This window comes from Candidatus Palauibacter australiensis, from assembly GCA_026705295.1.
Lineage (GTDB): Bacteria > Gemmatimonadota > Gemmatimonadetes > Palauibacterales > Palauibacteraceae > Palauibacter > Palauibacter australiensis.
In genome coordinates this window covers 1-19,527 of the sequence record JAPPBA010000137.1, presented here as the reverse complement: position 1 = coordinate 19,527, position 19,527 = coordinate 1, and the positions used below count along the sequence as shown (strand labels likewise).

Genomic DNA, 19,527 nt, shown 5'->3' with positions numbered 1-19,527 from the left:
GGGCGCGCGCGACCTCGGGCACGGAGGAGCCAATGCACGTCGTCTTCAGGTGGGAATACGCCGGTGAGAGCGGGAACTTCCGCGGCGACGGCGCCGCCCGCGTGAATCCTCCCGACCGCTTTCGCCTCGACCTCTTCTCGACGGGAGAGGGAAGTCTGCAGGCCACGCTCGTCGACGGGGTTCTGGCCACGTCGGGCGACCTCGAGGGCGTCGAGCTGCCCCCGACCGTCTTTCTGTACGCCATGGCGGGCGTGTTTCGGCCCGGTGACCCGCCTCCCGCGGGCGGGTACGAGATCTCCGGCTCCCGCGTTCTCGAGTTCGCGGTCGAAGGAGGCGCGACGCGAAGCTACTATCTTGGCGAGGGGCGGCTCACCCGCCTTGAGGAGCGACGGGGCGGCCGCCGCGAGCGCTGGATCGAACTAGAGTGGGGGAGCGACCGCCGCTGGCCCCGGGAAGCCCGGTATCGGGACATCGTGGACTCGAGCGGGGTACTTTGGGAGCTGGTGAGCGCGACGGTTCAATCACAGCCATACGATGAGGAGCACTATGTTCTGCCGATTCCGGACCGGAGCGATGGCCGCGATCGCGATGCTCGCCGTGCTGGCGGGGTGCTACGGCTTCTCCGGCGGCGGCGGGCTGCCCAGCCACATGCGCACCGTGTGGGTCGCCCCGATCGAAAACGAGAGCACGCAGTTCGGCATCGCGGAGTCGTTGATGGACGAACTCCTCACGGCGGCGCGCCAGCGGCTGGGGCTGCGGCTCGCGTCCGAGGAGGAAGCCGACGCGGTCATCACGGCGCAGATCCGGCGCTACGCAGATGAGGCGGTCAACTTCGACGCCGTCGGGGGAGTCGGCGCGGACGTCTTCCAGCGCCGCGTGACCGTCAGCGTCTCCGTGGAGATCCTGGATGTGGCCGAGAACCTCATCATCTGGGGGAATCAGAGCCTGACCGGGACCGGGGAGTACGAACCCGGAGCGGAAACCGAAGACCAGGCCCTGATCGTCGCGCTCGAGAACCTCGTCCAGCAGATCGTCGACGGAGCGCAATCGCAGTGGTAGGCTGACCGTCCGTCGACCGCCGCGACGGATCGTGCGGGAGCCCCTCGCGCCCGCGCGATCGGTTCGCCATTCTGTGGTCGATCGTTCACACGGGCCGATAACTCTCACTCAACGTCCGGGCGCCGACATGCCGCTAGCCGCTCGACCCGCCACGCCGAACCTGTGACGTACACCGCCGGTCTCGTCGCCATCCTGGCGGCCGTCTGGCTCCTGTTGTCGGGGTACTTCGACAAACCGCTGCTCCTGGGCCTCGGCGCGGCCTCGGTGGCGTTCGTCGTATTCATCTCCCTCCGCATGCGGATCGTCGATGACGAGGGGATGCCGATCCAGCTCCCGGCGGGGCTCGTCCGCTACCTGCCGTGGCTCGTCGTCGAGATCGTGAAGGCGAACGTCGATGTCGCCCGGCGCATCCTGAGGCCGGGCCTGCCGATCCGTCCCCGCGTGATCCGCGTGCGGGCGGGGCAGCGCACGGATGTCGGCCGCGTCATCTACGCCAACTCCATCACGCTCACGCCCGGTACGGTGACGATCGACACGGAGGGCGACCATATCACGGTCCACGCCCTCACGGAGGAGGCGGCCGAGGGCGTCCTCTCGGGCGAGATGGACCGGCGGGTCGCCCGCGTCGAGGGGCGCGGATGATCCTCGCCGCCGTCGTCGCCGCGATCATTGTCACGATGGCGCTCGCGCTCGTGCGGGCGGGGAAGGGGCCGACCGTCTTCGACCGGATCCTCGCGCTGAACATGTTCGGCACGAAGACGGTCCTCCTGATCGCCGTGATCGGGTTCGTGACGGACCGGCCCGACTTCCTCGACCTCGGACTCGTGTACGCCCTCATCAACTTCATCGGCGTCATCGCCGTCCTGAGGTTCTCCAAGTACGGGAACTTCGCCGACCCGGACCGCGAGAGAACGTGATGGCGCTCGAGATCGTGAGTTCGGTACTCGTGATCGCCGGCGCGATCTTCGCGGTCATCGGCGGGATCGGCATCGTCCGCCTGCCCGACTTCTTCTGCCGCATCCACGGGGCGGGGATCACGGACACGCTCGGGGCGGGGTTGATTCTGACCGGGCTCATGTTCCTCTCGCCCCACTGGATCGTGGCGGTGAAGCTCCTCGCGATCCTCGTCCTGCTCTGGACCACGAGCCCCACGGCCACCCACGCCCTCGCCAACGCGGCGCTCGAGACCGGGCTCCGGCCGCACGTCGATGAGACGGAGGAGGCCACATCGAGTTCGTAGCCATCGAGGTCCAGATCGTCACGGCGCTCCTCCTCACGCTTCTGTGCGCGACGGCGGTCGCCGTCGTGCGCATGCGCGGCCTGTTCGCCGCCGTGATGCTGATGGGGATCTACAGCTTCCTCGGCGCCTCCTGGATGCTCCTGCTCGACGCCCCCGACGTCGCCTTCACGGAGGCCTCGGTGGGCGCCGGGATCTCGACCATCCTCGCACTGGCCACGCTCGCGCTGACCACGCGCAAGGCGAAGACCCCGGCTCGGCGGCCCGCGCTGCCCCTCCTCATCGTGGCCATCACCGGGGCGGCGCTGGTCTACGGGACGCTCGACATGCCGCACTTCGGCGATCCGGAGGCTCCGGCCAGCAACTACCCGCACCCGTCGTACGTCGAGCGCACGGAGCACGACATCCACGTGCCGAACGTGGTCACGGCGGTACTGGCCAGCTACCGGGGCTACGACACGCTCGGCGAGACGGTCGTGATCTTCACGGCCGGCATCGCCGTGCTGGTGCTCCTGCGGGGGAGCCGTAAACGCCGGCCCACGGGCGGAGGAGGGGGGGACGCGGGATGACCGACCACACGATTCTGCGCGTCGTCAGCAAGCTCCTGCTGCCGTACGTCCTCCTCTTCGCCCTCTACGTGCAGTTCCACGGCGACTACGGGCCGGGCGGCGGCTTCCAGGCGGGCGTGATCTTCGCGGCCGGTTTCGTGCTGTACGGGCTCATCTTCGGGCTCACGGCGGTGCGCCGCGTGGCCCCGGCCCGCATGATCGAACTCGTCATCGCAACCGGCGTGCTCGTCTACGCGGGCACCGGGGTCGCGACGATGCTCCTGGGCGGGAACTTCCTCGACTACGACGCCCTCTACGCCGCCCACCCGTCGACGGGGCAGCACTACGGCATCCTGGTCGTCGAACTCGGCGTCGGGATGACGGTGGCGGCGGTGATGATCGCGGTCTATTCGACCTTCGCGGGGCGAGGGCGCGCATGACCGAGACCCTCGTCGACTCCGTCCTCGGCCTCTACAACTACTGGGTCGTCATCTTCCTGATGATGACGGGGTTCTACATCGTCATCTCGCGCGGCAACCTCATCAAGAAGGTCATCGGGCTCAACATCTTCCAGACCTCCGTCTTCCTCTTCTACATCACGGTGGGGAAGGTGAGCGGGGGCACGGCGCCCATCGTGGCCGAGGGGCTGGAGGTCTACAGCAACCCGCTGCCCAGCGTCCTCATCCTGACGGCGATCGTCGTGGGCGTCGCGACGACCTCCGTCGCGCTGTCGCTCGTCGTCCGCATCCGCGAGGCGTACGAGACGATCGAGGAGGATGAGATCCAGGCGCACGACGAGGCCCGATGATGGAGGCGATCCAGGCCCAGTTGCCGGTCCTGCAGGTCGTCATCCCGCTCCTCGCGGCGCCCCTCTGCATCATCCTGCGGCGGCGTTCGCTGGTGCTCCCGTTCGCGACGGGCGTGTGCTGGGTCACCTTCCTGGTCTCCGTGGCCCTCCTCGGCGACGTGCTCGAGGCGGGCGTCATCAGCTACGCACTCGGGGGCTGGGCGGCGCCGTGGGGAATCGAGTACAGGGTCGACGCGCTGGCCGCCTTCGTCCTCCTCTTCGTGTCCGGGATCGCCGCGCTCGTCCTGACCTACGCGCCGCGCAGCCTCACCGACGAGATTCCGGCCAGCCGGCATTATCTCTTCTGCACCCTCTATCTCCTCTGCCTCACGGGGCTGCTCGGCATCGCGATCACCGGGGACCTGTTCAACGTCTTCGTCTTCCTCGAGGTCTCGGCGCTCTCGTCCTACGCGCTGATCGCGCTCGGGGGCCGCCGGCAGGCACTGCCCGCGGCGTTCCAGTACCTGGTGATGGGCACGATCGGGGCCACGTTCATCCTCATCGGCATCGGTCTCATGTACCAGATGACCGGTACCCTGAACATGGCGGACATGGCGGCGCGGCTTCCCGCCGTCGAGGGCGTGCGGACCGCGCTGGTCGCGTTCGGCTTCCTCACCGTCGGGATTGCGCTCAAGATGGCGCTCTTCCCGCTCCACGTCTGGCTGCCCAACGCCTACGCGTACGCGCCATCGGTGGTGAGCGCCTTCATCGCGGCCACGGCCACGAAAGTCTCCGTCTACATCCTGCTGCGCTTCATGTTCAGCGTGTTCGGCCTCGAGTTCTCCTTCGAGCAGCTCAGACTCGGACACGCGCTCATGCCGCTGGCCCTGGCCGGGATCTTCGTCGCCTCCACGGCGGCGATCTTCCAGCGCAACGTGAAACGCATGCTCGCCTACTCGTCGGTGGCGCAGATCGGCTACATGGTGCTCGGCATCAGTTTCGCGACCGCGACGGGGCTCACGGGCGGCATCGTCCACCTGTTCAACCACGCGCTCATCAAGGGCGGGCTCTTCATGGCGATGGGGTGCATCATGCTGCAACTGCACTCGGTCGACCTCGATGACATGGCGGGGATCGGGCGCGCGATGCCGTGGACGATGGCGGCGTGGGCCCTCGGAGGTCTCGGGCTCATCGGAGTGCCTGCGACGGCCGGCTTCATCAGCAAGTGGTACCTGATCGAGGCGGCGCTGGAGCAGGGTAGCGTGCTCGTCGCGATCCTGCTGCTCCTCAGTTCGCTGCTGGCCCTCGTCTACGTGTGGCGCGTGGTCGAAACCGCCTTCTTCCACGAACCGAGCGAGCGGGCTCGCGAGGCAAGCGAGGCGCCGCTCTCGATGCTGATCCCGACCTGGGTGCTCCTCGGGGCGACGGTCTTCTTCGGCATCTACACGGCGTACTCGGCGGGCGTCGCGCGGCAGGCCGCCGAGGCCGTGCTCGGAGGGCTGCGGTGAGCGGCATGGTCCCGCTCTACTGGGCGCTGGTGATTCCGCTCGCCGGGGCCGTGCTCATCGCGCTGCTCGGCCGGTGGCCCAACGTGCGGGAGGCCGTCACGCTCGCCACCGGCGTCGCGCTCTTCTGGTTCGTCGCGTCGCTCCTGCCCCACGTCCTTGCGGGGGCGAACCCCGGTGTCGAGCTGGTGCGGGTGCTTCCAGGCCTCCCGCTCGTGCTGCGGCTGGAGCCTCTCGGCATGCTCTTTGCCCTGGTGGCCTCCGGGCTCTGGATCGTCACGTCGCTGTACTCGATCGGCTACATGCGGGGGCACGCGGAGGCGCACCAGACGCGGTTCTACGTCTGTTTCGCGGTCTCCATCTGCGCCGCCATGGGCGTCGCGCTCGCGGGCAACCTGTTCACGCTGTTCCTCTTCTACGAGGTGCTGACGCTCTCGACCTACCCCCTCGTCTCGCACCACGGGACGCCGAAGGCGATGAAGGGCGCCCGCACGTATCTGGGGATCCTCGTCGGCACGTCCGTCGCGTTTCTCCTCCTCGCGGTGGCGTGGACCTGGGTCCTCGCGGGCACGCTCGACTTCCGCGTCGGGGGGATCCTGGCCGGCCGGGCGAGCGATGGCGTCCTCCTCGTCCTGCTCGCGCTCTTCGTGTTCGGCACGGGGAAGGCCGCGGTCATGCCGGTCCACCGCTGGCTTCCCGCCGCCATGGTCGCGCCGACGCCGGTGAGCGCGCTCCTGCACGCCGTCGCGGTCGTGAAGGCCGGCGTGTTCACGATCATGAAGGTCGTCATCTACATCTTCGGCCTCGACCTGCTGAGCGCGTCGGGGATCAGCGTCTGGCTCATGTACGCCGCCGGCTTCACGGTCATCGCGGGCTCCCTCGTCGCCATGGCGCAGGACAACCTCAAGCGGCGCCTCGCCTACTCCACGGTGAGCCAGCTCTCCTACATCGTCCTCGGGGCGGCGCTCGCGAACGCCTGGGGCGTGGTCGGCGGCAGCATGCACATCCTGATGCACGCCTTCGGCAAGATCACCCTCTTCTTTTGCGCCGGCGCGATCTATGTCGCGGCGCACAAGACGGAGATCAGCGACATGCGCGGGCTGGGCCGCGCCATGCCGATCACGATGGTGGCGTTTCTCATCGGGGCCCTCAGCGTCATCGGCGTCCCGCCCCTCGGCGGGAGCTGGAGCAAGTGGTACCTGGCGCTCGGGGCGCTCGACGCCGGCCAGATTATCTTCGTCGCGGTACTGATGGTCAGTTCGCTGCTGAACATCGCATACCTCGTCCCGATCCCCATCCGGGCGTTCTTCTCGAAGCCCGCGGATGGATCGGACCCGCCGCGCTTCAAGGAGGCACCGGCGTTCTGCGTCGCGGCGCTCTCGTTCACGGCGGTCGGCTGCATCGTCCTCTTCTTCCTCGCGGACGATGTCTATCGCCTGCTCGTCCCCCTGGGCGGAGGGTAAGCCATGGCCTCTGACGCGCACGACACGGGCGGACAAGTGAAGGACCGGGGCCGGCACTACTTCGACGATCCGAAGCGATGGAAGCGCCTGATCGTGATCCTGATCGCCGTCTGCGCCGTCGTCTTCGGGCTCGACCTCGTCAACTTCGTCCAGATGCAGATGGGCTGGCCGGAACTGCGCCACCCGGAGCGCACCTGGGAAGGCTTTCCCGGCTACTACGCCTTCTACGGCTTCCTCGCCTACACGGCGATCGTCTACACCGCCAAGGCGCTCCGGAAGGGCGTGATGCGGGACGAGGACTACTATGACCGGTAGTCTGCCTCCCGCGGCGGTCATGATCCTCGGGGCTTTGCTCGTACCCTTCCTCCGGGGCCGGGCGCGTACGGGCTGGGTCCTCCTGCTCCCCGCCGCGAGCCTCGCCGCCCTTCTTGCGCTGGGCGAAGGAGAGTTCGGGCGGGTCTCGATCTTCTCCTACGAGCTGACGCTCGTCCGCATCGACGGGCTGAGCCGGATCTTCGGGTGGCTCTTCCACATCGCGGCCTTCATCGGGCTCATCTTCGCGCGGCGCGGGGGGAGCGCGCTGGAAGACGCCTCGGCGCTGGTCTACGCGGGCGCCGCCATCGGAGCCGTCCAGGCCGGCGACCTGATCACGCTCTTCGTCTTCTGGGAGCTGCTGGCGCTGAGTTCCGTCTTCCTCGTGTGGGCGCGGGGCACGGAACGTTCCTACCGGGCGGGGATCCGCTACCTCATCGTGCAGGTCGGCTCCGGCGTCGTCCTCCTGGCCGGGATCATCGCCCACGCGCGGGCCACGGGCTCCGTCGCCTTCGGACCCATGGAGACGGGGACGCTGGGGACGAACCTCATCCTGCTCGGAATCGGGATCAAGGCGGCCTTCCCGTTGCTCCACAACTGGCTCACGGACGCCTATCCGGAAGCCACCTACAGCGGCGCCGTCTTCCTGAGCGCGTTCACAACGAAGGTCGCCGTCTACGCCTTGGCGCGGGGATACCAGGGAGAGGAGCTGCTGATCTGGGTCGGCGTCGTCATGACGATGTTCCCGATCTTCTACGCCGTGATCGAGAACGATCTGCGACGGGTGCTCGGCTACAGCATGATCAACCAGATCGGCTTCATGGTGTGCGGCGTCGGGATCGGCACCGAGATGGCCGTGAACGGGGCGGTCGCGCACGCCTTTAACGACGTGCTGTTCAAGGGGCTCCTCTTCATGTCGACGGGGGCGCTGCTCTATCGCACAGGCACGACGAAGTGCAGCGAGCTTGGCGGACTCTACAAGAGCATGCCGAAGACGGCGGGTCTGTGCGTCGTCGGCGCCGCCTCCATCTCCGCCTTCCCGCTCTTCAGCGGGTTCGTGAGCAAGTCGATGGTGATGGCGGCCGCGCTGGAGATGAACCTCGACGTCGTGTGGCTCTTCCTCCTCTTCGCCTCCGCCGGCGTGCTCCACCACGCGGGGATCAAGATCCCGTTCTACGGCTTCTTCGGCCCCGATTCCGGGATCCGCACGAAGGAGGCGCCGACGAGCATGCTCATCGCGATGGGGATGGCGGCCTTCCTGTGCGTGTTCAACGGGACGTGGCCGACGCTGTTCCTGTATCCGAACCTGCCCTACGAGGTGACGTACGAGCCGTTCACGCCCTCGCACGTGATCAGCCAGCTCCAGCTGCTCTTCTTCGCCGTGCTCGCCTTCGTGTGGCTCCGACTCTCCGACCGGGAGCCGCACGAGCTGCCCTCGACGAACCTGGACGCAGACTGGTTCTACCGCCGCTTCGGCAGGGGGTTGGCGCTTGCGGCCGGGGGCGTCGCGTCGCGGCTGCGGGAGGCCGTCGCGTCGCGCGCTGTGGCCGCGGCCGGCGGCGCCATCGGATCGGCGCGGCGCTACATGGGCCCGAGTGGGGTGCTGGGGCGCACCTGGCCCACCGGCACCTCCGTCATCTGGGTCGCCATCCTGCTCCTGGTGTTCCTGCTCCTCTACTACGCGAGTACCCCGCTCACGGGGGGGCCGCCGCCGCAATGACGAAGTCCGGCGCGGCGCGGACGGACGGGGCTCGGGATTCGGGCGCGCGGGCCCTGATCGAAGCCATCCTCGCCGACTCGGAGGCGATCGTGGCGCTCGGCGTCACGCTCGAGGCGTTGGGCGAGGACACCGCGGTCCTCAGGATGGCCATGCGTCCCGACCTTACCCGCAACGGCACGATGTATCACGGCGGTCCGGTCGCGTCGCTGATCGACATCGCCGGGGACATGGTCGTCGCCGTGCGGGCCGGGGGCGGGGTCCCGACGATCTCGCTGCGGGTCGACTACCTGCGCCCCTGCACCGGCCCGTACTTGCTGGCCACCGCCCGCCTGCGGCGTCACGGCCGTACGATCTCGGTGTCGGATGTCGATGTGCACGACGACCAGGGGCGCCTCTGCGCGGTCGGACGGGGGACCTACTCGTCGCTCGTGGGCTGATGCGGTGAAGGCGGTCCTCTACGACGCCCACGGCGACGCCGACCAACTCTACATGAGCGAGGTTCCCGACCCGGAACCCGCGTTCGGGGAAGCCCTGGTCCGGATCCGGGCCTGCGGGCTCAACGGTTTCGATCCGATGATGCTGGGCGGCACGACGGGGCTGCAGGTCCCGCTCCCCATGACGCCGTGCGGCGACGCGGCGGGAGAGATCGCCGGCTTCGGACCCGGGACGGACGCGGCCGGACGGCGGGTCGGGGACCGCGTGCTGATCGACCCGTTGATCGAGGGCCGCGGCATGCTGGGCGAGAAGGCTCCGGGCGCGGCCGCCGAGTACCTCGTCCTCCCCCTCGGGAATCTGCTGCCGATTCCCGACGGCGTCTCGTTCGAGCAGGCCGCCGCCCTGCCGGTCGCGTACGGGACGGCCCTGCGCATGATCGAGGACCGCGCCCGGATACAGCCGGGCGAGACCGTGCTGATCCTGGGCGCGACGGGCGGCGTGGGCTGCGGCTGCGTCCAGCTCTGTAAGCGAATCGGGGCGCGGATCATCGCCACCGGGGGCTCGCGCTGGAAGCTCGAACGGCTTCGTGCGCTGGGGGCGGATCACGTGCTGCCCTCCGACTCCGCCGAACTGGTTCGACAGGTGCGGGCGATCGCGGGCCGGCCCCGCTACCACGATCCCGACGCCGGAGGCGTGGACGCCGTGATCAACTACATCGGCGGGACCACTTGGGCCGCCAGCCTGAAGGCGCTGCGCTTCCAGGGTCGCATGGTTACCTGCGGGGCCACCGCCGGCTACGACCCGCGCACGGACATCCGCTACATCTGGAGCTTCGAGCAGTCGATCATCGGATCGGACGGGTGGAGCCGCGAGGGGCTGGCGCGTCTGCTCGACATGGTGGCGGGCGGCGAACTCGACCCGGTCATCCACGCCGTCAGGCCCATCGACGAGAGCCGCGCGGCGATGCGCGAACTCATGGAGCGCGCAGTATTCGGAAAATCGATTCTGACTCCGTGAACTATCCGATCGCCCGCAAGATCCCGCGGGCGGTCCTGGATGCCGAAGCCGACCGGCTGACGGCGCTTGGCGCGGCGCCGCTGCACCGGAAGCTCGGCGGCTACGCCCGCTTGGCCGGGCCGGGGTTCATGGGCGCGGCCCTCACGCTCGGTGCCGGTACGCTCACCTCCTCGATGCTGTCGGGCGCCACGTTCGGCTATCGCACCCTGTGGCTCATCTGGCTGAGCGCGGGGTTGGGCCTGTTCATGATGGCCGCGATGGCCCGTTTCACCTGCAGGGGCGGCTTCCGCGTCATCCCGACCCAGAACCGGCGCCACTCATGGGTCATCGGGTCGCTGATGACCGGCCTCGTCGGCACGGCCGCGGTCGCCGTGATCTTCAACTTCGGCCAGGTCGCGCTCGGCACCCATCTCATCGAGTCGCTGGCGCCGTTTGCCGGCTTCGCGTTCCCCGCCGAGTACAACTGGCTCATCTACTGTGGGGTCACGAGCGCGCTCATCCTGAGCTACGGGCGCCGGGGAGGCCGGGGGACGCGGCTCGTCGAAGCGGTCATGAAGAGCGGCATCGCCGTCATGATCCTCGCGTTCGGAGCCGTCCTGCTGTTGGTGGGCGTCGACTGGGACGCGGCGGCACGCGGCTTCTTCATCCCGTGGCTGCCCGGCGGCGGGGAGGGTCTGGACCTCTTCATCGCGTCGTCCGCCGCCGCCGTCGGCGTCATGGACTGGGTGTTCTTCCACTACGCCGGACTCGGCCGCGGCTGGGGGCGGAACCACGAATCGCTGGCCCGCTTCGATCTGATCGCGGGGCTCTTCCTCCCGTTCGTGGTCATCAACTTCCTGATGATCGGCGTGTTCGCGGCGACGCTGTTCCCGCAGGGGATCACGCCCGACTCGGGGCCCGAACTGGCGGCTGCGCTCATGCCCCTCCTCGGACCCACGTGGTCGCAGATCCTCTTCTACGCGGGCTTCCTCGCCGTGCCGATCACGACGACGGTCGGGATGAGTCTGGCCGGGGCGATGGCCGTCCACGAGGCCTTCGGCTGGGAGCCCGATACGGCGTCGTGGCGCTGGAAGGTCAGCGCGCTGCTGCCGCAGATCGCCTTTCTGGCGGCCTGGAACGCCCGTCCGGTCTGGCTCGTGATCGCGATCGCGGCGTTTCTCTCGCTGGCGAACAACGTCGTCGGATGGTCGATGTACCTGTTGCTGAACGACCGCGAACTCCTCGGCGCGGACCGCTGCCGGTCCTACCTGTGGAACCTCGGGATCCTGCTCCAGGTGACGCTCCTGAACGCGATCGCCGTCACGTACGTCTTCAATCGGCTGGGGTGGTGGTGATGAGCGCCGTGGACCGGCTTCTCGCACGACGGGTCGGACCCTGGTCGGGGCGGGTCTGGGGACTCGTTCTCAACCTGGTCGCGAACGCGGTGGCGCTGTGGGGCGTCTCGTCGGTCATGCGGACGGGAGGCGGCTGGACGTGGGTCGTCGTCGGCTGCGCCGCCACGGTCGCGTGCATCGCCGTGCTCGCGCGCCCCTCGCGGTCCCCGGGGTCCGACGAGTGAGCGGCGCCGGGCGGGCCGACGGCTCCCGCGGCCGCGATGCCAACCTCGGATACTGGCTCCGCGAAGCGGCCGAGGCCTTCCAGGATCGGGTCGCGCTCATCGACCTTTCGCGTTCCGTCCCCCGGGAGGTCACCTACGCCGAACTGAACGAGCGGATGGATCGCGTGGCCAACCTGCTCTCGGGTGCCGGTATCGGAGCCGGCGACCGGTTTGCGCTGAGTGTCGGAAACCGCTTCGAGTTCGTCGAAATCCTCTTCGGCGGGATGCGCTGCGGGGCGGTCCCGGTGCCCCTCAACTTCAAGCTGTCGGCGGCGTCGCTCGCCCACATCGTGCGGGACGCGGCCTGCCAGGCCGCCTTCGTCGAGACCGCGGCGACGGCGCGCTCGGGCGCGGTCGCCGAACAGTTGGGAATCGAGACAAGGTGGGACGTCGGCGGGGCTGGCCGGAGGCTCGAGCGAGGCAGCGCCGGCTGGCTGGACTACGAGCGCGCGCTCGCGGGATCGTCGTCCCGCTTCGACCCACCGCGGCTCGGCGCCGGCCACACGGCGTTCCAGCCCTACACGTCGGGATCGACCGGCAAGCCCAAGGGTGTCGTCCTCTCCCACGAAGGGCAGCTCTGGTGGGCGCGTTGCCTGCGGAAGTACTGGCCGGCCGACCCGGGCGACCGGGCGCTCGTCGCCGTGCCCCTCTACCACAAGAACGCGATGGCCGGGGCCATAAAACCGCTGCTGCAGGCCGGGGCGTCGGTCGTCGTGCTGCCCGGCTTCTCCCCGGAATCCTTCCTGCGGGCCCTCAGCGAGTACCGGTGTACGCAGGTGAGCGCCGTCCCCGCCGTGTTCGCGATGGTCCTGGATCACACGGACTTGATCGCGGAGCTGGATTTCTCGGCACTCCGGAAGGTCACGCTGGGATCCGCCCCGGTGCAGCCCGAACTGATGCACGCGGTCGAGCGCGCGTTCGACGTCGAAGTCGGCGAGAGCTACGGGCTCACCGAGGGCGGACCGGTCATGATCGGGCCTGCGCCCGACGGACGCCCGACCCCGAGGGGAAGCTGCGGCACGGCGTGGCCCGAGGGAGAAATCAGGCTCGTGCGCGACGGCCGCGAAGATCCGGAGTACGGAGAGCTGTGGGTCCGGAATCCCGGCGTCACGACGGGCTATCACAACCTGCCCGCGGTCAACGCGGCCCGGATCCGGGACGGCTGGCTCGCCACGGGCGACCTCTTCTTCCGCGACGCGCAGGGCTTCTACTACTTCCGCGGCCGCACCGACGACATGTTCAACTCGGGCGGCGAGAACATCTATCCCAAGGAGGTGGAGGACCTGCTGCTGTCCCACCCCGATGTCCGCGAGGCGGCCGTCGTGCCCGTGCCCCACGCCCTCAAGGGCGCGGTCCCGGCCGCGGTGGTCAGGCTCGGGCCGGAGGCGAGGGCCACGGCCGAATCGCTCAAGCGCTACACCCTCGAGCGCGGACCCGCGTACGCGCACCCCCGGCACATCGCGCTCGTGGAGGAGATGCCGCTCACCGGCGTGGGGAAGGTCGACCGAACGGCGATTCTCGGCGTGCTGGGACACGCCGACGCGGGGTGAACGCCCCGCTCGTGGTCGGGGCGCGGCGGTCGCCGCTCTCCCGGGCCCAGGCCGCGTGGGTGGGCGAACGGCTGCGCGAACGCTGGCCCGAGCTGCCCGTCGAATACCGGTTCATCTCCACCGCCGGGGACCGGGATCCCGCGACGCCGCTTCCGGAGATCGGGGGGAAGGGGCTGTTCACCGAAGACCTCGAACGCGCGCTCCGGGAAGGAGACATCGATGTCGCGGTGCATTCCCTGAAGGATCTGCCGGCGGACCTCCCCGATGGGTTGATGCTGGGCGCGGTCCCGTCCCGCGAAGATCCCCGCGACGTGCTCGTGGTTCGGAATCTCGCGGTTCGGAATCCGCCGGACTCCGCGCCCCGGGACGCGGATGGACGCGACCTCCTGCGACGCCTCCCCTCCGGCGCGCGCGTCGGCACGTCGTCGTTGCGCCGCGCCGCTCAGTTGCGCGCCTCCCGGACCGACCTCGATCCGCGGCCGATCCGCGGGAATGTCGACACGCGGCTCCGCAAGCTGGAGGACGGCCGCTTCGAGGCGCTGGTCCTGGCGGCGGCCGGGCTCCGGCGGCTCGGCGTGTGGCCCCCCGGCGCCCACGTCCTCGATGAGGACTGGCTACCGGCCCCCGGTCAGGGTGCGCTCGGGCTCCAGTGTCGCGATGGGCCGGACGGAGCGGCCGCGCGCATCGGGGCGCTCGACGATCCGGCCGCCCGGGCGGAGACGACCGCCGAGCGGACGCTGCTCGCGGTGCTCGAGGGTGGGTGCCGGGTTCCCATCGCCGCCCGCGCGTCCCTGCGGGGGGAGGACCTCCTGCTCCGCGCGGCCGTCTACGACGTGGACGGTGGCCCGCCGGTCGAAGCGGCCGGAACGGGGTCTCGCGCTTCGCCCGGCGCACTCGGCCGCCGGCTGGCGAAACAGTTGCTCGAGGCGGGGGCGTCCGGCCTCGTGGAGCGGGCGCGGCGGCTCAGTCCGTGAGGCGCCGCGAGCCGTCCCCCTGAAAGCCGTACATGAGGGTCACGCATCCGGGCGTCGCCTGCGGGCAGTAATAGCTCAGGATCCTCAGCTTCGCGTAGCCACCCTCCGCCGTCCGGATCACGTACGTCTCGTCCTTCGGTTCGAGGAGGTGGGAGAAGAACCCGTACCGGTACCAGCGCTCGAGTCCGGGCGTCGCCGGGCCATCCTCCAGCGCGCCGTCCGTCGTCGCGTAACCGGATGCCGGGGCCTCGGTCACGGTTTCCCACGGCGCGCCGATGGCGATCGCGCCGCCGGCCCCGGGGTATCCGGCGCCCCCGTTCACGACGACGTGATACCGGTTGAGCGCGAGATCCCAGCCCGCGAGCGGGCCGGCGACCGCGCTCCCCCGGTCGAAGTCGAAGTAGATCCATCGCGAGCCGTCCCGCGCATCGACGGTGACCGTGTCCACGACGAACCGGTCCACGGGGGGGCGCGGGGCGACGGGCGTGGGAACGAAGGTGACGGGGTCGGGCCTCGTGAACGAGCCGGCAACGACGACGACGAGGATGAACAGGAACACGGCAGCCGCGACATAGAGTACAACCGGCCGGCCTCCGTCCGCCCGGTCCTCGCGCCTCAGCGCCCCCGGTGCCACGGGGACTCGTGCCGCGTTCCGTCCAGGAACCTGGCCAGGTTGGCGAGATAATAGGCCAGCGCCGCCGCCGCGAGCGCGAAGATCACACCGATCGCGAGCGCCCCGAGACTCCCGGCGCTCGCGAAGATCCGGAACTCCCACGCGGCGAAGACGGCGCAGAAGACGATGGCCGTTGCGATGAGAAAACGGTGAAACCCGATGATCGACATGGGATGTTCCGATTCACGGTGGACTTCGGTCCGTCTGTCGAACATCGTACGAAGGCGGGACGCGAGCCGAAACTTCGCCTTGACCCTCTGCCGGCCCGATTGGAGCTTCCACTCCCCATGAGTTCCGGATTTCGCACCTACCACGAAGTGGACGAACTGCGTTCCGATCTCCCGGATCAGATCGCGGCCGGGGACGAGCGCGTGTCCGTGCGGCTCGCCTCCGTCGCCCGCGTCATCGCGGTGATGAGCGGCAAGGGCGGAGTGGGGAAGAGCCTCGTCTCCGCCCTCCTTGCGACCGCGCTTGCCCACCGCGGGGATCGCGTGGGCCTGGTCGATGCGGATCTCAACGGTCCCAGCGTGCCGCGCCTTCTCGGCGTCGAACCGGAACCCCTCGCCGAATCCCGGGACGGATTCGCGCCGCCCGCTTCGCGCGCCGGGGTCCGCGTCATGTCGATGGCGTTCCTCGTGGAGCCGAACCGCGCCCTCACGTGGCGCGAGCCGGCCGACGCCGGCTTCGTGTGGCGGGGCGCCCAGGAGCGGGGGGCCCTGCGGGAATTCCTGGGGGATGTCGCGTGGGGAGAGCTGGACGCACTCATCGTGGACCTGCCGCCGGGCACCCAGCGGCTGGCCGAACTCCACGCGCTCGTCCCCGGACTGGCGGGCATCGTCGCGGTCACCATCCCGAGCGCGGCGTCCCGGGATGCCGTGGCCCGCTCCCTCGATCTCGCCCGGAGTCGCGGCCTCCCCATCCTGGGACTCGTCGAGAACCTGTCGGGGGTTCACTGCGACGCCTGCGGGGCGCTCGCTCCGCTGCACGCCGGCGACGCGGGGGCCGAGCTGGCGGGCCGTTTTCAGGTTCCGCTGCTTGCCCGCCTCCCGTTCGACGGGGCGCTGGGGGCCGCGGCGGACGAGGGGCGGCTGGATGCGTGGCTGGCCGGCGGCGGCGGAGCCGCGGATGCGCTTCGGAAGGTGGTCGACGTTCTTCGCGCGGCGCCCGAGGCGCGATGAAGTTTCTCTGCGTGGAGTGCGACCGGCAGATGGCCTTCGACGAGCGGGCCGTGCCCGGCGACGGCACGATGGCCGCCGTCTTCAAGTGTCCCGCCTGCGGGCACAAGACGGCGATGCTCGCCAACCCCATGGAGACGCAACTCGTGAGTTCGCTCGGCGTGAAGGTGGGAGGCCGCACCGTCCCGAACGAGAACTTCGAGGGCATTCGCGCCGGCGTGGTGGAGGCGCGCGACGAAGCCTTGCCCGCACCCCCGCTGACGAACCCCGGACCCGTGCGCTGGAACGTGGACGCGGTCGAGCGCCTCGGCCACGTACCCTCCTTCGTGCGGGGGATGGTGAAGAAGATCTACAACGAATACGCCCGTGAGCGCGGGATCGAGGAGATGACGCCCGCCGTCATGGACCGGGCCCGGTCCGATCTCGGGCTGGAAGGCATGTAGCCGGCGATGACGGACGGCGGCGGAGGCGTGGCAGATGCGCGTGAAGGGGCGGCGGCGCCGGACCCGACCGTGGAACGGGAAGTGCACGGACTCCGCGCCGTCATCGACCGCGACCTGTGCGTCGGCTTCGGGGACTGCATCGAGGAAGCGCCGGAGGCCTTCGACCTCGACGAGGATGGGGTGGCCGTGTTCACCGGACCGGAGCATGCCTCGCGGAAGCGTTTCGTCGAGGCGTGCGCGTCCTGTCCGGTCGACGCGATCACCGTCCTGGAAGACGGGATCGAGATCGTTCCGTGAACCCCGGCCCAGGGGCGAAGCTGCCGCTGGTGACGGCGGAGGCGGTCGCCTACCGCTACCCCGATGGGAGTCCCGCCCTTGGAGACCTCTCGCTCGAAGTCCGGACGGGAGAATGTCTCGCGCTCCTCGGCCCGAACGGGTCCGGTAAATCCACCTTCCTCCGCCTGCTCGGCGGCGACGGCGCAGCCGGGATTTGGCGGGACCCCAGGGTCGATGATGCCGGACAGCGCTGGCTCGCCCCCGACCGACCCGCCCTCCGCACGTGGCTCAGCGGGCGCGAAAACGCGGCCATCCTGCTCGAACTCCACGGCGCCGGGCCCGGTGAGGCGCGCGCCACGGCGGACGCCTGGCTCGCGCGCTTCGGGCTCGAGGTGGACGCGGACCGCCCTGCCGGCACCTACTCGAGCGGCATGCGGAGGCGCCTTGCCCTCGCGACCGCGTTCGGAAGCGCGGCCCCGCTCCTCCTCCTCGACGAACCGCTGGCCGGGCTCGACCCCGGCGGGCGGGAGGCCTTCGCCGAGGTCCTCGCCGACCACCGCGCGGCCGGGGGAACCGCCGTGCTGTCCGCCCATGATCCCGTCTTCGCCGCGGCGCACTGCGACCGGGTCGCCTTCATCGTCGACGGCCGTTGCGCGGTGGCGGACACCCCGGCGCGCCTTCTGGAGCGCGTCGGCGCCCGTCCGCGCGTGGAGATCCGGTTTGCCGCCGGGCAGAGTCCCGATCCCGACACCCTCGGTCCCGCCCCGGAGGCGGTGCGCGCGTCGTCCCGGGACGAGGGCGCGGTGATACTCGAGGTCGAGGACCCGAGCCGGGCCCTCCCCGAGACGCTGGCCTGGGTCCTGCGCGGCGGTGCCTCCGTCGCCTCGGTCGACGTCCGGGAGCCCGATCTCGCGGACGCCTTCGCGACGCTCACGGGCCGACGTCTGGAAGCGCGCGCCCCGTGACGATCTGGCGCCTGGCGTGGCGGACCGCCCTCCGGCGGCGGCGGTTGTTCCTGTGGAACGTCGCGGTCCCGCTCCTCCTCCTCACGCCCGTCGCCCTCAGCGCAGCCGCCGCGCCGCACCGGGTCGCCGTCTTCGGCGTGTTCATCGTCTTCTTCGGAGCTTTCGGCTCGGCCATCCCCGCCGTGCGCGACGCCCGCGACGGCTGGCTCGATGAGGTCCTTCGCACCGGTTACTCCGCGCCCCGCTGGCTCCTCGAGCGCACCCTCGCCGGCACGACCATCGACGCGCTGCAACTCGCGCCCGCGGTTCTCGTCCTCCTGTGGTCTGCCGGCGGCGCCGGCGCTGGACCCGTTGTCCTCCTGTCGGTCCTCGCGACGCTGTGGTTCGCGAATCTGCTGGGTCCGCTGGTGGCCGCCGCGGTGCGTTCGCTCGCCGAAGCGGCCCTCGCCTCCGCCGCGCTTTCCCTCCTCCTCCTGCACTTCGCCGGCTTCTTTCGGACCCCCGCTCCGGGCTGGACATCCCTGGTCGCCGAGTGGAATCCGTACACGCCGCTTCGGGCCGCGCTCACGGCGGGCACCGTCGGGATGCCCATGGACACTTCCGTCTGGCTCCGCAGCCTTCTCGTCGCGGCCGGCGTGACCTTCGGGGCCGCCGTTTTCGCCTCGGATTGGAGCCGCCGCCTCCGCTGGCCGCGGACTCCCTAGTCCCCGTTTGACTTTCCCTATGGGCAGCCGCACCTTCTTGGCGCATAAGCGGAGTTCCGGACCTTCCGGAAGCCCCGACAACCTTGGCCCAGCGTCGCCGAATTCCTCGTCCGTGGCCGATTCTCGCGGACTGCGTACATCCGGGCTTCGCACCCGGGCGAGGCTGGTGCGAGCAGCGTGAACCGGCCGCAGCACGCCGTCCAACGGAGCGCCATGTATCGAGAGGTATTCGTCCCGGTCGATAACTCGCGCGAGTCGGACTGGGCCGTGGACCGAGCCATCGAACTCTGCGCTCGCTCCGAAGGCCGCATCACCGGCTCTCATGTCTACGCCGCACGTCTCCACGACATCCGGTTCCGCCAGCTCGAGATCGGGCTCCCGGCCCAGTTCCAGGAACCGGCGGAGATCCGCAGGCAGCGCAAGATCCACGACAAGCTGATCGAGAAGGGGCTGCAGCTCATCTCCGACAGCTTCCTGGACCAGCTCCACCGCCGCTGCGCCGAAGCCGGGGTGACGCTCACGCGGCAGCTCCTCGAAGGCATCAACTACGAGGAGATCATCAACGAGGCGAACCGCGGCGGCGGACGTCTCCCCAGCCTCATCGGCTTCGACCCCAACATCGCCCACAACTACGACGGCAGCGAGAAACAGCGCACGGACGTCAAGCTGGGCGATAACGGCCGGCTCGTGGCCGAGGACGAAGAGGAGGAGGACAAGCTCGCGGGCACCTCCGGCCGCGACTACGACCTCGTCGCCATCGGCGCCCACGGTCTCGGGCGGCAGGAGCGGAGCCGCCTCGGCGGCGTCGTGGCGCGCGCGCTCCGCGGGATCGAGAAGGATGCGCTCATCGTCCGCGACGGGCGGCCCCTCGACGGCGGGAAGTGGCTCGTCGGCGTGGACGGGTCGGCCTACGCCTACAAGGGACTGCGGATCGCGCTCGAGATGGCCCGCGAGTACGGCGCCAAGGTCTACATCGCGAGCGCCTTCGACGTGCAGTACCACCACGTCGTCTTCCACAACATCAAGGACGTGCTCTCCGTTCAGGCCTCGAAGGTGTTCAAGTTCGAGGAACAGGAAGAGCTCCATA

The 19,527-nt window shown here is 69.9% G+C and carries 25 protein-coding genes; 23 read left to right on the top strand and 2 right to left on the bottom strand.

Annotation, left to right across the window (positions count from 1 at the left end):
• Positions 1–573 precede the first annotated feature (573 nt).
• The 17 genes from lptE (at position 574) to hemC (ending at position 14,204) form a co-directional block, all read left to right on the top strand.
• Positions 574–1,059 carry an LPS assembly lipoprotein LptE gene (gene lptE, locus OXN85_11410; protein MCY3600561.1) on the top strand — a complete coding sequence of 162 codons (486 nt, stop codon included), beginning with the start codon at positions 574–576 and terminating at the stop codon, positions 1,057–1,059.
• Between the two features lie 162 nt (positions 1,060–1,221).
• On the top strand, positions 1,222–1,701 hold the full coding sequence (locus OXN85_11405; protein MCY3600560.1) for a Na+/H+ antiporter subunit E: 480 nt from the start codon (positions 1,222–1,224) through the stop codon (positions 1,699–1,701).
• Positions 1,698–1,976 (top strand): monovalent cation/H+ antiporter complex subunit F, encoded by a 279-nt coding sequence (locus OXN85_11400; GenBank protein ID MCY3600559.1) that lies wholly within the window; start codon positions 1,698–1,700, stop codon positions 1,974–1,976. Before OXN85_11405 ends, OXN85_11400 begins: the two co-directional genes overlap by 4 nt.
• Complete coding sequence (gene mnhG / locus OXN85_11395) at positions 1,976–2,299, top strand: monovalent cation/H(+) antiporter subunit G (protein MCY3600558.1); 324 nt, start codon at positions 1,976–1,978, stop codon at positions 2,297–2,299. Before OXN85_11400 ends, mnhG begins: the two co-directional genes overlap by 1 nt.
• 71 nt (positions 2,300–2,370) lie before the next feature.
• Complete coding sequence (locus OXN85_11390; GenBank protein MCY3600557.1) at positions 2,371–2,865, top strand: DUF4040 domain-containing protein; 495 nt, start codon at positions 2,371–2,373, stop codon at positions 2,863–2,865.
• Positions 2,862–3,284: a Na(+)/H(+) antiporter subunit B gene (locus OXN85_11385; GenBank protein MCY3600556.1), complete on the top strand. Its 423-nt coding sequence runs from the start codon at positions 2,862–2,864 to the stop codon at positions 3,282–3,284. Before OXN85_11390 ends, OXN85_11385 begins: the two co-directional genes overlap by 4 nt.
• A complete protein-coding gene (locus OXN85_11380; protein MCY3600555.1) occupies positions 3,281–3,652 on the top strand; it encodes a cation:proton antiporter subunit C in 372 nt (123 codons plus the stop codon). Before OXN85_11385 ends, OXN85_11380 begins: the two co-directional genes overlap by 4 nt.
• Complete coding sequence (locus OXN85_11375; GenBank protein MCY3600554.1) at positions 3,649–5,139, top strand: monovalent cation/H+ antiporter subunit D family protein; 1,491 nt, start codon at positions 3,649–3,651, stop codon at positions 5,137–5,139. Before OXN85_11380 ends, OXN85_11375 begins: the two co-directional genes overlap by 4 nt.
• A gap of 5 nt (positions 5,140–5,144) precedes the next feature.
• Positions 5,145–6,599, top strand: coding sequence for a monovalent cation/H+ antiporter subunit D family protein (locus OXN85_11370; protein ID MCY3600553.1), 1,455 nt, complete (start codon positions 5,145–5,147; stop codon positions 6,597–6,599).
• Between the two features lie 3 nt (positions 6,600–6,602).
• Positions 6,603–6,914, top strand: a complete 312-nt coding sequence (locus tag OXN85_11365; GenBank protein MCY3600552.1) for a hypothetical protein — start codon at positions 6,603–6,605, stop codon at positions 6,912–6,914.
• On the top strand, positions 6,904–8,631 hold the full coding sequence (locus OXN85_11360) for a Na(+)/H(+) antiporter subunit D (protein MCY3600551.1): 1,728 nt from the start codon (positions 6,904–6,906) through the stop codon (positions 8,629–8,631). The genes OXN85_11365 and OXN85_11360 overlap by 11 nt, the downstream gene beginning before the upstream one ends.
• Positions 8,628–9,068, top strand: coding sequence for a PaaI family thioesterase (locus OXN85_11355; GenBank protein MCY3600550.1), 441 nt, complete (start codon positions 8,628–8,630; stop codon positions 9,066–9,068). The genes OXN85_11360 and OXN85_11355 overlap by 4 nt, the downstream gene beginning before the upstream one ends.
• Positions 9,069–9,072: 4 nt before the next feature.
• Positions 9,073–10,083 (top strand): zinc-binding dehydrogenase, encoded by a 1,011-nt coding sequence (locus OXN85_11350; GenBank protein ID MCY3600549.1) that lies wholly within the window; start codon positions 9,073–9,075, stop codon positions 10,081–10,083.
• Positions 10,080–11,417: a divalent metal cation transporter gene (locus OXN85_11345; protein MCY3600548.1), complete on the top strand. Its 1,338-nt coding sequence runs from the start codon at positions 10,080–10,082 to the stop codon at positions 11,415–11,417. Before OXN85_11350 ends, OXN85_11345 begins: the two co-directional genes overlap by 4 nt.
• Positions 11,417–11,641 (top strand): hypothetical protein, encoded by a 225-nt coding sequence (locus tag OXN85_11340; protein ID MCY3600547.1) that lies wholly within the window; start codon positions 11,417–11,419, stop codon positions 11,639–11,641. Before OXN85_11345 ends, OXN85_11340 begins: the two co-directional genes overlap by 1 nt.
• The gene (locus tag OXN85_11335; protein ID MCY3600546.1) at positions 11,638–13,230 is read left to right on the top strand and encodes a class I adenylate-forming enzyme family protein; all 1,593 of its coding nucleotides are present in this window, start codon (positions 11,638–11,640) and stop codon (positions 13,228–13,230) included. Before OXN85_11340 ends, OXN85_11335 begins: the two co-directional genes overlap by 4 nt.
• Entirely contained in the window at positions 13,227–14,204 is a 978-nt protein-coding gene (gene hemC, locus OXN85_11330) for a hydroxymethylbilane synthase (protein ID MCY3600545.1), read from the top strand. Before OXN85_11335 ends, hemC begins: the two co-directional genes overlap by 4 nt.
• Here the strand turns inward: hemC and OXN85_11325 are convergent.
• Together OXN85_11325 and OXN85_11320 are read right to left on the bottom strand one after the other, a co-directional pair.
• Positions 14,194–14,838: an HmuY family protein gene (locus OXN85_11325; protein ID MCY3600544.1), complete on the bottom strand. Its 645-nt coding sequence runs from the start codon at positions 14,836–14,838 to the stop codon at positions 14,194–14,196. The two genes, hemC and OXN85_11325, sit on opposite strands and share 11 nt — an antisense overlap.
• Complete coding sequence (locus OXN85_11320; protein ID MCY3600543.1) at positions 14,820–15,047, bottom strand: hypothetical protein; 228 nt, start codon at positions 15,045–15,047, stop codon at positions 14,820–14,822. The genes OXN85_11325 and OXN85_11320 overlap by 19 nt, the downstream gene beginning before the upstream one ends.
• A gap of 117 nt (positions 15,048–15,164) precedes the next feature.
• On the opposite strand from OXN85_11320, the gene OXN85_11315 reads away from it, so the two are divergent.
• The 6 genes from OXN85_11315 to OXN85_11290 all read left to right on the top strand — a co-directional run.
• Positions 15,165–16,055: an ATP-binding protein gene (locus OXN85_11315; GenBank protein MCY3600542.1), complete on the top strand. Its 891-nt coding sequence runs from the start codon at positions 15,165–15,167 to the stop codon at positions 16,053–16,055.
• On the top strand, positions 16,052–16,495 hold the full coding sequence (locus OXN85_11310) for a hypothetical protein (GenBank protein ID MCY3600541.1): 444 nt from the start codon (positions 16,052–16,054) through the stop codon (positions 16,493–16,495). Before OXN85_11315 ends, OXN85_11310 begins: the two co-directional genes overlap by 4 nt.
• Before the next feature lie 6 nt (positions 16,496–16,501).
• Positions 16,502–16,792, top strand: a complete 291-nt coding sequence (locus OXN85_11305; GenBank protein MCY3600540.1) for a ferredoxin — start codon at positions 16,502–16,504, stop codon at positions 16,790–16,792.
• The gene (locus tag OXN85_11300; protein MCY3600539.1) at positions 16,789–17,736 is read left to right on the top strand and encodes an ABC transporter ATP-binding protein; all 948 of its coding nucleotides are present in this window, start codon (positions 16,789–16,791) and stop codon (positions 17,734–17,736) included. The genes OXN85_11305 and OXN85_11300 overlap by 4 nt, the downstream gene beginning before the upstream one ends.
• On the top strand, positions 17,733–18,440 hold the full coding sequence (locus OXN85_11295; protein MCY3600538.1) for an ABC transporter permease: 708 nt from the start codon (positions 17,733–17,735) through the stop codon (positions 18,438–18,440). The genes OXN85_11300 and OXN85_11295 overlap by 4 nt, the downstream gene beginning before the upstream one ends.
• A gap of 213 nt (positions 18,441–18,653) precedes the next feature.
• On the top strand, positions 18,654–19,527 hold an 874-nt coding region (locus OXN85_11290), incomplete at its 3' end, for a universal stress protein (GenBank protein MCY3600537.1).